Annotated in this window: 11 protein-coding genes and 1 pseudogene; 4 read left to right on the forward strand and 8 right to left on the reverse strand. The window is 60.4% G+C overall.

The annotated features are described in order from the left end of the window. Nucleotides 1-17: 17 nt before the first annotated feature. The 3 genes and pseudogenes from HMPREF2630_RS08985 to HMPREF2630_RS07785 form a co-directional block, all read right to left on the reverse strand. Nucleotides 18-776, reverse strand: a complete 759-nt coding sequence (locus HMPREF2630_RS08985; protein ID WP_239663095.1) for an ImmA/IrrE family metallo-endopeptidase — start codon at nt 774-776, stop codon at nt 18-20. A 141-nt stretch (nt 777-917) separates the two neighbouring features. Continuing rightward, nucleotides 918-1,118: pseudogene (locus HMPREF2630_RS09485) on the reverse strand (helix-turn-helix domain-containing protein); the annotation flags it as partial. Nucleotides 1,119-1,164: 46 nt separating this feature from the next. Next, the gene (locus HMPREF2630_RS07785; protein ID WP_049342755.1) at nt 1,165-1,956 is read right to left on the reverse strand and encodes a hypothetical protein; all 792 of its coding nucleotides are present in this window, start codon (nt 1,954-1,956) and stop codon (nt 1,165-1,167) included. Between the two features lie 264 nt (nt 1,957-2,220). On the opposite strand from HMPREF2630_RS07785, the gene HMPREF2630_RS07790 reads away from it, so the two are divergent. Continuing rightward, a complete protein-coding gene (locus HMPREF2630_RS07790; RefSeq protein ID WP_049342754.1) occupies nt 2,221-3,300 on the forward strand; it encodes a hypothetical protein in 1,080 nt (359 codons plus the stop codon). A gap of 200 nt (nt 3,301-3,500) precedes the next feature. On the opposite strand, the gene HMPREF2630_RS07795 is transcribed toward HMPREF2630_RS07790, so the two are convergent. Beyond that, complete coding sequence (locus HMPREF2630_RS07795) at nt 3,501-4,406, reverse strand: PIN-like domain-containing protein (protein WP_049342753.1); 906 nt, start codon at nt 4,404-4,406, stop codon at nt 3,501-3,503. Nucleotides 4,407-4,893: 487 nt separating this feature from the next. Between HMPREF2630_RS07795 and HMPREF2630_RS07800 the strand changes: the two genes are divergently transcribed. Next, nucleotides 4,894-5,508, forward strand: coding sequence for an ANTAR domain-containing response regulator (locus HMPREF2630_RS07800; RefSeq protein ID WP_049334095.1), 615 nt, complete (start codon nt 4,894-4,896; stop codon nt 5,506-5,508). Between the two features lie 297 nt (nt 5,509-5,805). Here HMPREF2630_RS07800 and HMPREF2630_RS07805 read toward each other — a convergent pair whose 3' ends face one another. From HMPREF2630_RS07805 to HMPREF2630_RS07815, 3 genes are all read right to left on the reverse strand, one after another. Then, complete coding sequence (locus tag HMPREF2630_RS07805) at nt 5,806-6,054, reverse strand: hypothetical protein (protein ID WP_049334096.1); 249 nt, start codon at nt 6,052-6,054, stop codon at nt 5,806-5,808. Nucleotides 6,055-6,107: 53 nt separating this feature from the next. Beyond that, nucleotides 6,108-6,614: a PaaI family thioesterase gene (locus tag HMPREF2630_RS07810; protein WP_049342752.1), complete on the reverse strand. Its 507-nt coding sequence runs from the start codon at nt 6,612-6,614 to the stop codon at nt 6,108-6,110. A 132-nt stretch (nt 6,615-6,746) separates the two neighbouring features. Continuing rightward, nucleotides 6,747-8,024, reverse strand: coding sequence for a dicarboxylate/amino acid:cation symporter (locus tag HMPREF2630_RS07815; RefSeq protein WP_049342751.1), 1,278 nt, complete (start codon nt 8,022-8,024; stop codon nt 6,747-6,749). 458 nt (nt 8,025-8,482) lie between these two features. Between HMPREF2630_RS07815 and polA the strand changes: the two genes are divergently transcribed. Then, entirely contained in the window at nt 8,483-11,491 is a 3,009-nt protein-coding gene (gene polA / locus HMPREF2630_RS07820) for a DNA polymerase I (protein WP_049342750.1), read from the forward strand. An 820-nt stretch (nt 11,492-12,311) separates the two neighbouring features. Then, nucleotides 12,312-13,766: a 30S ribosomal protein S1 gene (rpsA, locus tag HMPREF2630_RS07825; protein WP_070484275.1), complete on the forward strand. Its 1,455-nt coding sequence runs from the start codon at nt 12,312-12,314 to the stop codon at nt 13,764-13,766. Between the two features lie 208 nt (nt 13,767-13,974). On the opposite strand, the gene coaE is transcribed toward rpsA, so the two are convergent. Further along, nucleotides 13,975-14,610 carry a dephospho-CoA kinase gene (coaE, locus tag HMPREF2630_RS07830; protein WP_070484278.1) on the reverse strand — a complete coding sequence of 212 codons (636 nt, stop codon included), beginning with the start codon at nt 14,608-14,610 and terminating at the stop codon, nt 13,975-13,977. Nucleotides 14,611-14,645 lie beyond the last annotated feature (35 nt).

The raw sequence follows: 14,645 nt of genomic DNA on the forward strand, positions 1-14,645 counted from the left end.
TCTCGAGGCTTTGCCGTTTATACGCTCACTGGTAGAACAGGACGTCGCGCTGTGATGACTTCAAAATAATGTTGAGGTACGCGCGACTTCTCTCTCAATATCTCAACTGGAATGCCTGACTCCTCGATGAGACTAATCGCGTGAGGAATTAGGGACGGTTCTTCGAGAGAAGAAATAAGACCTGGTTCCTTGGAACGCCATCCGTTACGAGAAACGGTAACCATTGCGTTTCGGTAGGCATCGTCTGAAAGGCGACCCAGTTCTTTAGCCCTATACAAAAGAGCCTGCATACTGATGCCCCAATATTCCTTAAGCTCCTTCAGCTTCATCCAGCCTTGACCGTTCATGACTGTAGGCAATTCATCCTGAATGCATGCACTTGGTGCCAAAAATTCTGCGGCAAATGCATGAGCCTGAGCCTCAAGAACCTTATGACCAGGATCAGCATCAGCATGCATTACTAGGTGGCCTAGTTCATGGGCGGCATCAAAGCGTTGACGGTAGTAATCACCCTTTGTCGGGTTCAGAACTACTACTGGAGCCTCGCTACCAAAAGTGGAGTATGCATCAATTGCTGCACTATGGAATGGTGCAAAGACAACGACGATACCATGGTTCTCCATGGCGCGGACAACATGTTGGACAGGCTTATTTCCTAAACCCCAATCTTTACGAACCTGCTCAGCTGCTAGACGAGGAATCTCAGAACCGGGAAGGTCAGAATCAGTCAAGATGTTGGGAAGTACCAGGTCCGGGAAATCGACGTACTCATTCATTGTATGTACAACATCCTGGACAACCTGCGTATACGCTTGAGCCTGGTTGCGGCTAAGCTGAGTTGTCGAGCGTAAGGACCTAAAGTGAGGTGCGCCAGAAATTAATGGGGCTTCTGAGAACTGACTTTCAAGAAAAGATGGAGCAACGCCAAGAGTCAGAGCTAGTGCGTAGACATTATCTTTAGTTGGGTTTCGGTTACCCGACTCCCAATGAGTGATAGTGACAGCACTAACTCCAAGACTCCTAGCCAAATCGCTCTTGCGGACACCTTGAAGTTCTCGAGCTAACGTGAGCCTCCTTGGGTCAAAGGAGAGTATGGGGGAAGAATCTTGTACAGACATAATGCTTTCGCGGACAAAGAGTGTGGTGTATGAGTCATAACAGCTCCTACTCGGCTGCCTTCTTCAGCTTAACATGAGCGTCAGGAACTGCCGGGGCCTCAGGATGGGTCGTAGACTGAACTTCTTCCTGCGCGGAATCGATGGCGGCAAGGAATTTCGGCGATGCTGCATGATCGAGTACATCAATGGTCCATACCCAAGGGCTCTGGTTGCGACGTTCGACCGGAGCAGGTAGACCAAGGGCAAACTCCTTGAGTTCACCTTCGGGGGAAATATTATACGCTACTACCAAAATGGGGAGACGCAACGGCAAATCTTCGACGAGATCATCCAACCCCGGAATATCGAGAGTGTCCTGAACGTAGTGATTCGTTGCTGAAATAATTCGCTTTTTCGTGCTGCTCTCCCAGCGAATCTTGTCAATGCCACCGAAGCGGTTAGCGCTTTGCATTACCAGGGAGCAACAGGTACTGACCTCCCAATAGGGCATGTTCTTGTACGAATCACTGCGGTAAAGACCACGCCGACGGCTCAACGCAGTGAGAAGCGGATATGCTTCCTGCGGAAGGTCAGTTGCCAAAGCGTTGAGATTCTTAGTGATAGGTTCATTTTGAAATGAGACAAACTTATCACCGGTAAGGGTGACACGATTAAGATTTTCAGCAACAAGCTCGTAGTGGTTCATGCCCTTGCTGGCGTTCCGTGCATGTTCAGGGTAGTCCGGGTTATTCGCCGCAAGCTGGATAATCTTTGCCGCAGTGGCCAGAGTATCCAAAACCCCGAGGTCTTTAAGCCAGTCCTCCATGACCTTCTTGTTGCTATAGGGAGAGTGGGACATTATTAACTCCTTTGAAAAATATTGTTTAAAAATTAACTAAATAATACACTGCGATTCTATCATTAACAACTGGTGGGTGCTTGTATGTGTCGATGGAGGGTATGGCGAAGGCGATAAAAAGCACTCCGAAGCCCATAATGACGACGGGCAGCACACGATGCGAGGCTCTGGGATATTCTGAAATCAGAAGATGCACCGGGCCCTCAACCGAGCATCGCACACCATACAACCCAATTCACCCCGAACCTCAGCGAAGGAACCACCATGGCAGCCAGCAACCTCCCCGGCACCCTCCCCGGCACTCTTCCTGGCACTCTTCCCAGCGCCAACTACCAGCCCGCCTACCGTTCCAACGGCGCCTGTGACGACCTCGCCGAACTCGTTGCACCGTACAGCCTTTCGCGCGCCCAGCTGGCTGAGGCTACCGGAATCGCCGATGAGGCTACCGTGAACGGCTGGGTTGAGCAGTGCTGCCCCGACCTCGCCGCGGACGCGCCCGCGCCCCTCGAGCCCGTGCTGCGCTACCTGGACGAAACCTATCTGCCCGACCCCGCCAACTGGCCCGGCACCAACCCCTACGACGAGTTCATCCTCGAGAACATTGCCGCCCGCATGCTCGCCCGCGTTGTTGCTGACACCTTCGGCGCCGACCGTTCGGGTAACTACCGTGAACTTCTCGCACTCGTTGCAACCCTTGTGCTGATTGCCCGCTGCTGGGCTGGCACCGATGAGGCTTTCCTGACCCTGCTCAACGCCGAGCCCACCGCGGAGGCAGGCGAATACCTGCAGGAGGCTATCGCGAACGCCCCCGAGTCCCTGTACCCGCTCCTGACTGAGCTTCTGCTACCCGCCCTGCGCGAGGCGCGCGGCACCTTCACAGCCGACGAGGCACGCCTGCTGACCGGCTACGCTCTTGCCGCCGGATACTACGCGGGTGAGCACCCCTACGAGACTCTGAGCGGCATCCATGCGTCGCTGGCTGAGCCCGACCGCGCCCTGCCCGATGCCGAGCAGATTCGCCGTGTTGAGGATGTCCTCAAGGCTAACTTTTCCGCCGCCCGAGTAGGAGCCGATGCTAACGCTACCGAGACGAACCCGGAGCCGCGCAACTTCGTCCTGCCCGGCAACCAGGACGGCTACGAAACCGCCGCGCACCTGATTGCCGCCCTGCCCCAGGCGCACGACGTCATCGTCTTCAGCACCCGGCCCGGCGAAGGAACCGGCGCGCTCGCTGAGGACCCCCGCGCCGCCTTCACCCTGTACCTGTGCTACCTGATGCTCGGCGACGACGAGTCTTCGGAGGAACGCGCCGCGGAGCTCTACCGAGCCAGTCGCGGGGAGTAGAGCTAGGTTTTTGCGTCCTTAGATATTCTGGCCCAGCAGATACCCTGCCTGGTGCCCCTGCCTGCCGCCTGTCGCGGCCGCTAACGCCTAACGTCTAGCCGGCAGACGCTAAGAAGCCACATGTGTTGCGAACACATGTGGCTTCTTGCGATTATCTGTGGTGGGTGTGGCGTTGTTTGATTATTCTCAATGCCGAGGCTTTACACGGCGACGGGTTCTTCGGCGCGTACCGCATGGTAGGTGGCATCGCTGACCGTCACACCGTACTGGCGCGAAGCGAGCTTGAGGATTTCCTCCACCGTGTAAATACGGAACACGCCGCCGTCGGTGGTCTGCGCGTACTCGCGCAGCAGCTGGCGGTTGGCGAGCTGACGAATCGGTTTGCCGCTGGCAGCCGCGGCGCGCACCTCAGCGCTATTGCGCAACCACAGGTCGCGCACCCCGGCGGTCACGAAAACGCAGTCGGTACCCTTCACCCGGGTTGAAGCCTCGGCGAGGCACTGGGTCCACAGCGCAAAATCGGCGTCAAAATTGGCGCTGGGCAGAAGCGGGTGGCCCTGTTCCGCGGCCTCTGCGAGCTGCTGATTGTAGCGTTCCGGGCTGGGGGCCGCGCCCACGCGTCCGGTGAAGAGGCGGTTCAGTCGCGGCAGAATCGTGTCATCTTCGCGGCGGGCCACGTTGATGGAACCGGTGTCGGTGGTGGGCTCGAGAATCCTCATAATCTGGGCGATGGAGTGGTCCAGCTGGTGGGTGACGGAGCGCAGGGCACTCCAGGGCGAGCCCTTCTCTTCGGGGAGAGTTTCTTTGAAGGAGGCGAGGGCGGAGCGAACGCGATCGGCGGCCGCCGGTACGGGGGAGGCGCCGTCTAGGGCCGCCCAGAATTCCTTGAGTGCCTGGTGGGGGAGGAATGCGTGGCCGCGCAGCTGCGAGAAAGCACGGATGATTTCGTCGCTGGTGCGAGTGGGGTACTGGTAGAGACTGGCCAGTGCGGTGGAGTCAAAGATGACGAGGATTCCGGGGTGAATCGATGATAGAGTGGCGCGATCGAGTTCCTTGTACTCAACGAAGTCGGAGTACAGGGTTCGCGTTTGTCGGGTGATTGACATGTGTCCCCTCCGGGTATGCGGGTATGGTCGGTCAAATGCGAGTGCCGGAGAAGTCGAGGAGAATAATCCATTCCAGTTTATCGACCTCCGGGTGCAGGTGAGGGACTTTCTGGACAAATATTTGGTTTATTACTTGCGTACCTGTCGCAGACGGGTGTTATCGCAGGTCAGGGCCTTCTGGGGAAGGCTGCGAACACCTGTGAGATGGGCCGCGTGGGGTGCATTTGAGCAGGTGTGCAGGCCTGTCGCTGTCGCAGGTTTCGGCCTCGCTCTTCTGGCCATCGGAGGGAATATCACAGACCGTCCCATGAGGGTCTACTGGAAGTATAAAACAAAATATGCAATTTAGTGCAAAATGTGGACGTTGTGTTACATCTCTACAGGTCACGCCCACAGAACACACGGCAGAACCCGGGCAGTAGTAGATGAACTTTTGTCTACTCCTGTAGACTTGAGGTGATTGAAATTTAATAAAGGAGATAGAGTAATGTCAGAGCTGACCACTCAGAACCAGGCGGAGGAGCAGGCTCCGGCTCGCACCGTTGTCGTGGCAGAAGACGAGGCACTGATTCGCCTCGATATTGTCGAAATTCTGAAGGACCAGGGTTTCGATGTTGTCGCCGAGACCGATAACGGTAAGACCGCCGTCGAGCTCGCACAGAAGCACCGCCCCGACCTGGTTCTTATGGACGTCAAGATGCCGATCATGGACGGCATCACCGCTGCGGAGGAGATCGCGAAGGAACAGATCGCCCCCGTGGTCCTGCTGACTGCCTTCAGCCAGAAGGAACTCGTGGACCGCGCCGTGGACGCGGGCGCTATGGCATACGTCGTCAAGCCCTTCACCCCCAACGACCTGATCCCGGCCATCGAGGTGGCCATGAGCCGCTACGAGCAGATTCGTGCGCTCGAGAAGGAAGTGGGCACCATCCGCGACCAGTTCGAGACCCGCAAGCTGGTGGACCGCGCCAAGTCCCTGCTCATCACCAAGATGAACCTGACCGAGCCGGAAGCATTCCGCTGGATTCAGAAGACCTCCATGGACCGTCGACTGTCCATGCGCGAGGTGTCTGACACCATCATCAAGCAGCTCTCCGCTTAGCGGTTCTCATCTCGCAACTTATCGCAGAGCGATTCGGTGTACGACTTTCGCGATGTGCGAGATAACCAGGCACGAATACGTGTCAGCACCCCTTTGACCGTGCTTTTGAAGACTTCTCAACCGACGAGAAACCAGCTCGAAAGTGCACGCACGACAGGCTAAAGAGATAGGCAAATATTCGGATTTGCCGACACACACGCAAAGCATTAACAAGCGCCCCGCCCCTCACGAAGAAGCTGAGGGACGGGGCGCTTGCGTTGCCTATGACGGATTGCGCTTATGAGTCGCGGCGGGCGATTAGCGCAGGTAACGGTTGAGCTCGTCGTCGGAATCCTGCGGGCCGTTGAGCGGACGCGCGGTGGGCGAACCTGCCCAGAGCATGCCAATGGTGCCCAGCATGACGCCGAGCCACCAGAAGGATCCCGGGTTGTTAATCGCGGTCACCAGGCACACCAGCATCACGCCGATGGCGATGGGCAGAATAATGCGCTTGGCGCGCACAATCTTGGGGTAGCGCTTGAAATAGGGGGTGCGCTCGCGGGCCATGGTCGTCCTTTCGTCGGGGTCGTTCCCTCTACCTTAGCTTAGGCCTTGTTAGCTTAGGCCTTGGGGCGGGGAATGAGCATGTTCGTGATGCGCGCGGTGCAGGTGGTGCGGCCGCGCTCATCCACAATGTCGATGGTGTGGATGCACAGCGTACGTCCCAGCTTGACGGCGGTGCAGGTCGCGGTGACCACACCGGATACCGCCGGGCGCACGTGGGTTGCGTTGATGTCAACACCCACGGCCACGAGGTCTTCGCCTCCGTGCACGCCGGATGCGAGCGAACCGAGGGTCTCGGCGAGCACAACGTTCGCGCCGCCGTGCAGCAGGCCGATAGGCTGGGTGTTGCCGGCAACCGGCATGGTGGCGACGGCGCGCTCGGCGGTCAGCTCCTGGAACTTGATGCCCATGGCGGGGATAAGCTCGCCCATGCCGCGGGGGAAATAGGAGTGCAGGTGCTCGGGAACGCCGGTCTCAATCAGCTGTGCTTTGATCTGTTCGGGGGTGAGTGTGGTGGGTGCCGCCGCCCGGACGGGTGCGTGCTGCGTGTTGTTTTCAGTCATGGTCTCCAGTGTACCCCTCGGCGTTTGGTGCTTCGGGCGGGTGGTTTTTCGCGAGCGCCCGCGGGTACGCGTCGGCCCCGCCTCCCGAACGGGGGGAGACGGGGCCGAAAACGTTATGCAAGCGGGGGATGGCTAGGCGGAGATGGCCTCTGCCTTTTCGATGTCCTCGTCGCGGATTTCCTTATCGGGGTTCGCTCCGATTGCCTTGGAGATACGCTCGGTCAGGGCCGCGATGGTCGCGTCACCGGTCACGTTGGTTGCGGTGCCGAAGGAGTCCTGAGCCAGGTACAGGGCAATCATCAGGGCAATCATGGAGGCATCGAAACCAAGCATGGACTGCAGCAGACCGATTGCGGTCATCACGCCACCGCCGGGAACGCCGGGGGCTGCCACCATCATCACGCCGAGCACCAGAATCATGGGAATCAATGAACCAAAGTCGGGGTGCTGACCGGTCATGAACAGCACTGCCACCGAGCAGGAGGTAATGGTAATCATGGAGCCGGAGAGGTGAATGGTTGCGCACAGGGGGATTGCAAAGTCAGCCACGCGAGCAGAAACGCCAGCCTTCTTCGCAGAACGCACGGTCACCGGGATGGTCGCAGCCGAAGACTGGGTGCCGATTGCGGTCAAGTACGCGGGCATCATGGTCTTGAGCATCTTGAAGGGGTTGCGGCGGGAGACTGCGCCAGCCACCGAGTACTGCAGGGTTAGGGTGACCCAGTGCAGGATGAAGATCATGGCGAAGACCCAGACGAAGACGGTCAGAATCTTTGCCACCTGACCGGCGAGGGTCATGTTCGCGAACACGCCCACAATGTGCACGGGCAGCAGGGGGATAATCACGTAGCTGAGCATCTTCTCAACGATGACCTGGAAGTCCTCAAAGAGGTTCAGCATCGCACGGGTCTTCAGGGCGGTAATGCCTAGGCCCAGGATGAAGGAGAGAATCAGTGCGCTCAGCACGCCCATAATCGGGGGCAGCTGAATGGAAACGTAACCGGTGGAGAGGGCGTTCTCGGGGTTATCGAAGGAGGCGAGCTGCTGACCCTTCAAGATGATGGGGTAGAGCAGCAGTGCGCAGGTCAGTGCCAGGAAGCCAGCAAGGATGCTGGAGAGGTATGCCAGACCCACGGTGATGCCGAGCATCTTGCCTGCACCCTGCGCGAGGGAACCGATGCCGGGCACGATGAAGCCGATAATAATCAGCGGAATCGCGAAGCTCAGGAAGGCGCTGAATACGGTCGAGAAGGAGACGAAGAGCTGCACAATGAGGTCGGTGGGGATGGCCGCGCCGGTTGCGTCATTGATGCCGCTAATCATTCCAGGGGTGAAGAGACCGATGAGCACACCCGCGCCAATTGCGATGACAATCCACAGGATTAGGGGGATTTTTTTGAGTACCTTCATGGGTTCCTAAATGAGGGTTCGTTGTGTGTTAAGCGCGGGATGTGCCCTCACAGTCCAGTGAATCCTGCCGGTGAATTCTGGGTAGAGTTCTGCCTATGAATACACGGGGTGCGGGGGTTCCTACGCTGGAGGCGATAATAAGGTTATATATTATCTGGAAACTGTATTATTATCCACCTTACATAGTGGCTTGGGGCACAATTTTTTAGAGAAAATTCACCAAACGCACCCCACCGGCACCTATATATGAGGTAAAACTCTTTCCCGGTACCCTGCTATTCCGCCATATGGCACGGCGCCGGCACCCAACACAGTACCGGCGCCCAACACAGCGCGGGCGCCCAACACAGCGCGGGCGCCTCCCCGCAGGGCTAACCAGCAGTCACCGAAACTAGCCTCCCGAACCCAGCCTCACGAAGCCAACCACCGAGCAAACTCAGACTCGATACACTAGAGGAGTGACTACAGAGAACAAAACCCTTCTGCTCATTGACGGACACTCCCTGGCCCTACGCTCCTTCTTCGGTATCTACACCATGGCCGAAAAGACCGGCCAGCACATTTTCGTGCGCAGCGACGGCCAACACACCGAGGCCGTGCACGCCTTCCTCTCAACCCTGCTGAGCATCATCAAAGACAACCAGCCCAGCCACATCGCCGTTGCCTTCGATCTGCCCGGCGGCACCTTCCGCACCGCCGAATACGGCGAATACAAGGGCGGCCGCAACGCCATCCCCGAGGCCTTCGACGGCCAGATCGATCTCATCAAGAAGATGCTCGGCGCGCTGAACATTCCCGCGCTCACCTACGAAAACTACGAGGCCGACGACATCGTCGCCACCCTGACCCGCCGCGGCACCGAAGCCGGCTACAAGGTCCTCATCCTCTCGGGCGACCGCGACATCTTCCAGCTCGTCACCGACGAGGTCACCCTGCTCTACCCGGTCACCACCGGCCCCTCCAAGGGTATTCAGCGCATGGACCCCGCCGCCATCGAAAAGAAGACCAAGGTGCCCCCGCACATGTACCCCGACCTGGCCGCCCTCACCGGCGAGCAGGCCGACAACCTGCCCGGCGTACCCGGCGTGGGCCCCGGCTTCGCCGCCAAGTGGCTCGGCGAATACGGCTCCCTCGACGCCGTCATCGAAAACAGCGACAAGATTGGCGGCAAGAAGGGCGAGGCGTTGCGTGAGAACGTGGATAACGTGGTGCGTAACCGCCGCCTCAACCAGCTCGTCAACGACCTCGACCTGGGCGTCACCCTCGAAGACACCGCATTCACCCCCGACCTGGACGCTCTGAACGCCTTCTTCGACGAGGTGGAGTTTCGCACCATCCGCAAGCGCGCCGCCGACACCCTCGGCCCCATCGTGCGCGCCGCCGGTTCCGCAGGCGCTACCAGCTCCGCCGCAGAAGCGGGGGAGGAGGGCCCCGCAAAGAAGGCCCCCGCCGGCCCCGTCTACGCACCCATCCCCGTCGAGGCCCCGCAGGATGCCACGGATGCGGCCGCCTTCCGCGCCTTCTGCGCCGCCGCGGCCGAAGAGAACTACGGCGAAACCCCCGAAGGCGCACCCATCCCCGTGCCCGAACGCCTCGAAGGTGCCGTGACCCTCTACCCGGTCACGAACCTGCCCGTGGCGCGCCCCGCCGTGGGCGACGAACCCGCCGTCAAGGTCACCAAGACGAAGATTCGCGCCGCCGAGGAGAACCCCGAACTACTCGGCGTGCTCCTGACCAGCAAGAGAGCCAGTATGTGGGTCGACACCCGCAGCATCGACCCGGAGCTTGATACCGCCCTCGCCGCGTGGCTCTCCGACCCCGCCGCCCGCAAAATCGTTATGGACCTCAAGGTTCAGCGCAAGCTTCTTCGCTCCTACGGCTACGAACTGGCCGGCGCCGTCGAGGACCCCGCGCTGTCTTCGTACATGTGCGGCTTCATCCCCACCGCAACCCGCAAGCTCTTTTCCGAACGCATGGAAGACCTCGCCGAACGCTACCTGTGGATTCCCAAGGAACCCTACGCGCAGCTGGTCTTCCAGCCCGAGACGCGCGAAGAACCCTCCCTGTTCAGCCTGCCCGGCGAAACCGAACCCGTCGAGAACCTGCGCTACTTCACGCAAATCAGCCGCATCATCCACGAGCTTGCGCGCCTGCTGCACTACGAAATGGAAGAGCACGGCCAGCTGAAGGTCTACGAAGAAATCGAGCTGCCGCTACTGTACGTGCTCGCAGACATGGAGCAGGCCGGCATCGCCGTCTCCGATGCGCTCCTGACCGAGCTGCACGAAACCTTCTCGGCACGCGCCAACCAGGCGCAGGAATCCGCCCGAGCCATCATCGGTGGGGAGGTCGCCACCGAGGACGGCGAGGAGTCGCTGAACCTCGCCTCCGTCAAACAGCTGCAGACCGTGCTCTTCGAGACCCTCGGCCTGCCGCACACCCGCAAGATTAAGTCCGGCTACTCGACCGACGCCGAATCCGTCACCGAGCTGCTCTCCAAGATCTCGCCCGAATCCGACGGCGCAGCCTTCCTTGGTGCGCTCATCGCCTACCGCGACAACATCAAGCTCGCCCAGACCGTCGAGGGCCTGCAGAAGGCCGCCACCGAGGACGGACGCGTGCACACCACCTTCCAGCAGGGCGCCGCATCCACCGGCCGACTCTCCTCGACCGCGCCGAACCTGCAGAACATCCCGATTCGCACCGAGGAGGGCCGCCGCATCCGCGGTGCCTTCATCGTGGCTCCCGAGCCCATCGACGGCGTGGAGTACGAGGGTCTGCTCACCGCCGACTACTCGCAGATCGAAATGCGCATCATGGTGCACCTCGCCGCCGACGAGAAGCTCATCGCAGCCTACGAAGCGGGGGAGGACCTGCACCGTTACGTCGGTTCCGAAGTCTTCGGCGTAGCCCCCGAGGACGTCACCCCCGAGCAGCGCTCCAAGGTCAAGGCCATGTCCTACGGTTTGGCGTACGGCCTGTCCCGCTTCGGCCTCGCCAAGCAGCTGAACATCAGCTCCGACGAAGCAGGCGAACTGCGCACCAACTACTTCAAGCGATTCGGACGCGTGGGCCGCTTCCTGCGCGGCGTGCTCAAGCAGGCACACCAGGACGGCTACACCGAAACCATTTTCGGTCGCCGCCGCGTGCTGCCCGACCTGGACTCGCCCAACCGTGTACGCCGAGAAGCCGCCGAACGCGCCGCCCTCAACGCCCCGATTCAGGGCACCGCCGCGGACATCATCAAGATCGCCATGATTAACATTCACCGCCGCCTGCGCGAAGAGGGCCTGAAGACCCGCATGCTGCTGCAGGTGCACGACGAAATCATCCTCGAAGTCGCCACCGGTGAGCGTGAAGCCGCCGAACGCGTACTCGTCGAGGAGATGAGCGGTGCCGCCTCCCTGCGTGTTCCTCTGGATGTGCAGGTCGGCTGGGGTAAGTCCTGGCAGGAGGCGGGCCACTAGGCTCAACTCCTCAGTTTCCGCTTGGAAAGACCGGGGACGCTTGGCTCGGCGGGGGATGCACGGTTCCGCTTGAAAAGGCAGTGCTCAGCTTTGCTCCGCTTGGAAAGACGGTTATCGTCCTCGTTCCTACAGGGAACCCGCCCTCGCTTCGCTTCGGGCACCCTGATGTCACGTTCGGACGATACCGCCTTTCTCGCTGGGATAACGGGTGACCGCGTTTTCCGAACGTGTACTTCGAGTAGCCGCTCTCGGCCCCGCTGCCGGAGCGTGCCGGTGCACCTTCCGGAAGCGACATCAGGGTACCCTCTCGGGTGCTCTCCGCAGCGAAGCAAGGAGAGAGCGGAGCGCCCGAGAGGGTAGGTTCCCCTGTAGGAGCGTAGGAAGGTGCGCACCGGCTGCTTCCTTGGGCCGGGGCGAGGAACGAGGACGAGCACAGCCCCGCAACCTCACAACCACACAAAACCGCAAATAAGTACGGGGATTCCGGGCGCGCATCCATTGACGACACGCCCGGGATTCCCGTACACTGTTAATCGCGTGTACCAACGTACGGGTTTTTGCACCCGTTTTATGGGAATAACTTTCCGGAAAAACGAGTTATATCTTCCGTACACCCGCTGAAGCGTCTTCGCCTCGGCGGCGGTACACATTGTAAGTATCCGTCAGCTCGACGTTTCCTCACCTCGTTCAAAGGCGTTAGCGGTCCTATACCGTGCGCGCCGGGGTGAAACAGTGAGCCGATTAGCGCCTCCAGTCGGGGGTGTTGAACGGTGAACCGGCGGCGTCGACCTATTAGAAATCCAATTGGAGCCCTCACTACATGAGCACCAACATCCCTCAGGTCGCAATCAACGACATCGGCGACGAGCAGGCATTCCTCGAGGCTGTCGACAAGACCATCAAGGTCTTCAACGACGGCGATCTCGTCTCCGGCCAGGTCGTTAAGATCGACCACGATGAGGTTCTGCTCGACATCGGTTACAAGACCGAAGGCGTCATCCCCTCCCGCGAGCTGTCCATCAAGCACGACATCGACCCCTCCGAGGTCGTCGAGCTCGGCTCCGAGGTTGAGGCACTCGTCCTCACCAAGGAGGACAAGGAAGGTCGCCTGATCCTCTCCAAGAAGCGCGCACAGTACGAGCGTGCATGGGGCGACATCGAGAAGGTCAAGGAAAACGACGGCGTCGTTACCGGTACCGTTATCGAGGTTGTCAAGGGTGGCCTTATCCTCGACATCGGTCTGCGTGGCTTCCTGCCCGCATCCCTCGTTGAGATGCGCCGCGTCCGCGACCTCGCTCCCTACATCGGCCAGCAGCTCGAAGCTAAGATCATCGAGCTGGACAAGAACCGCAACAACGTTGTTCTGTCTCGCCGTGCATACCTGGAAGAGACCCAGTCCGCAGTCCGCTCCTCCTTCCTCAACGAGCTGGAGAAGGGTCAGGTCCGCGAGGGCGTTGTCTCCTCCATCGTCAACTTCGGTGCATTCGTGGACCTGGGTGGCGTGGACGGTCTGGTTCACGTTTCCGAGCTGTCCTGGAAGCACATCGACCACCCGTCCGAGGTTGTCGAGGTTGGCCAGCCCGTTACCGTCGAGGTTCTCGAGGTGGACCTGGACCGCGAGCGCGTGTCCCTGTCCCTCAAGGCAACCCAGGAAGATCCGTGGCAGGCATTTGCCCGCACCCACGCTCTGGGTCAGATTGTTCCCGGCAAGGTCACCAAGCTCGTTCCCTTCGGTGCATTCGTGCGCGTTGAGGACGGCATCGAGGGCCTCGTCCACATCTCCGAGCTGGCAACCCGCCACGTTGATCTGGCTGAGCAGGTCGTCTCCGTTGGTGAAGAGGTCTTCGTTAAGATCATCGACATCGACATGGACCGCCGCCGCATCTCCCTGTCCCTCAAGCAGGCAAACGAGGGCGTTGACCCCAACGCTACCGAGTTTGACCCCGCTCTGTACGGCATGGCTGCAGAGTACGACGAGGCTGGCAACTACAAGTACCCCGAGGGCTTCGACCCCGAGGCTAACGAGTGGCTGGAAGGCTTCGACGCACAGCGCGAGGCTTGGGAAGCACAGTACGCAGAGGCACAGGCTCGCTTCGAGGCTCACAAGGTTCAGGTTGCTAAGGCTCTCGAGGCTGACGCAGAGGCTGCAGCAGCAGCTCCCGCAGTAGCTGAGCCCGCACCGACCTCCTACTCCTCCGAGGAGCCCGCTTCCGCAGGTACCCTCGCATCGGATGAGGCACTGGCTGAGCTCCGCAAGAAGCTGACCGGCAACTAATCTGCCGCTCAGATGAGCACTCATCAGGCGTAATAGCCGATAGGTAACCCCGCGTGGGGTGCCTAGAGCAGGGGAACCCCCTCATCTCCCGTTTGGGAGGTGAGGGGGTTCTTTGCGTTATTGGGGGCCGGAGTGAGTCGGGGTTGGGGGCGTTGGGATCCGGGGTACGTGCCTGGTGTTGCTGTGCCCTGTGTTGCTGGGAAGGGTCTTAGGCGGCGGTCATCTGCTCCCAGACGGCGCGCACCTGCTCGGCGGTTTCCTCTAGTGAGCCGCCGTTATCGATAATCCAGGTTGCGACCGCCTCACGCTGCTCGTCGGTTGCCTGCGCGGCGATGCGCGCGCGCGCATCCTCCTCGCTCATACCGCGCGAAGACACGAGGCGCTGCAGGCGAGTCGCCAGGGGAGTGCGCGCCACGACCACGCCCTCAAAAGCGGACGGGTCGCCGGTCTCCACGAGCAGGGGAATATCCTCCAGCACCACGCCGCTGAACCCGGGCTCGGACTGCGCCTGCTCCACCAGCTGCGCGGCACGCTCACGAATGGCCGGATGCACGATTGCGTTTAGGCGCAGGCGCGCCTGCTCATCATGGAACACGATGCGCGCCAGGGCGGGGCGGTTGAGGCGGCCGTCCTCGTCGAGCAGATGCTCGCCAAACTCCGCGACCGTGCGGGCGAGCACCGCCTCGCCGGGCTCCATGAGGGAGCGGGAGATGGCGTCCGCATCCACCAGGAACGCGCCCCGCTCAACGAAGAGGGCGGCGACCGTGCTCTTGCCGCTGCCGATACCGCCGGTCAGGGCGTAACGGCGCAGGGCAGTAGAGGCGGGGGAAGCAGGCTGGGACATGGACGGTGCTCCTGACGGGCTGTGCCACAATAGAT

It is taken from the genome of Rothia sp. HMSC072B03 (assembly GCF_001809565.1).
GTDB lineage: Bacteria > Actinomycetota > Actinomycetes > Actinomycetales > Micrococcaceae > Rothia > Rothia mucilaginosa_A.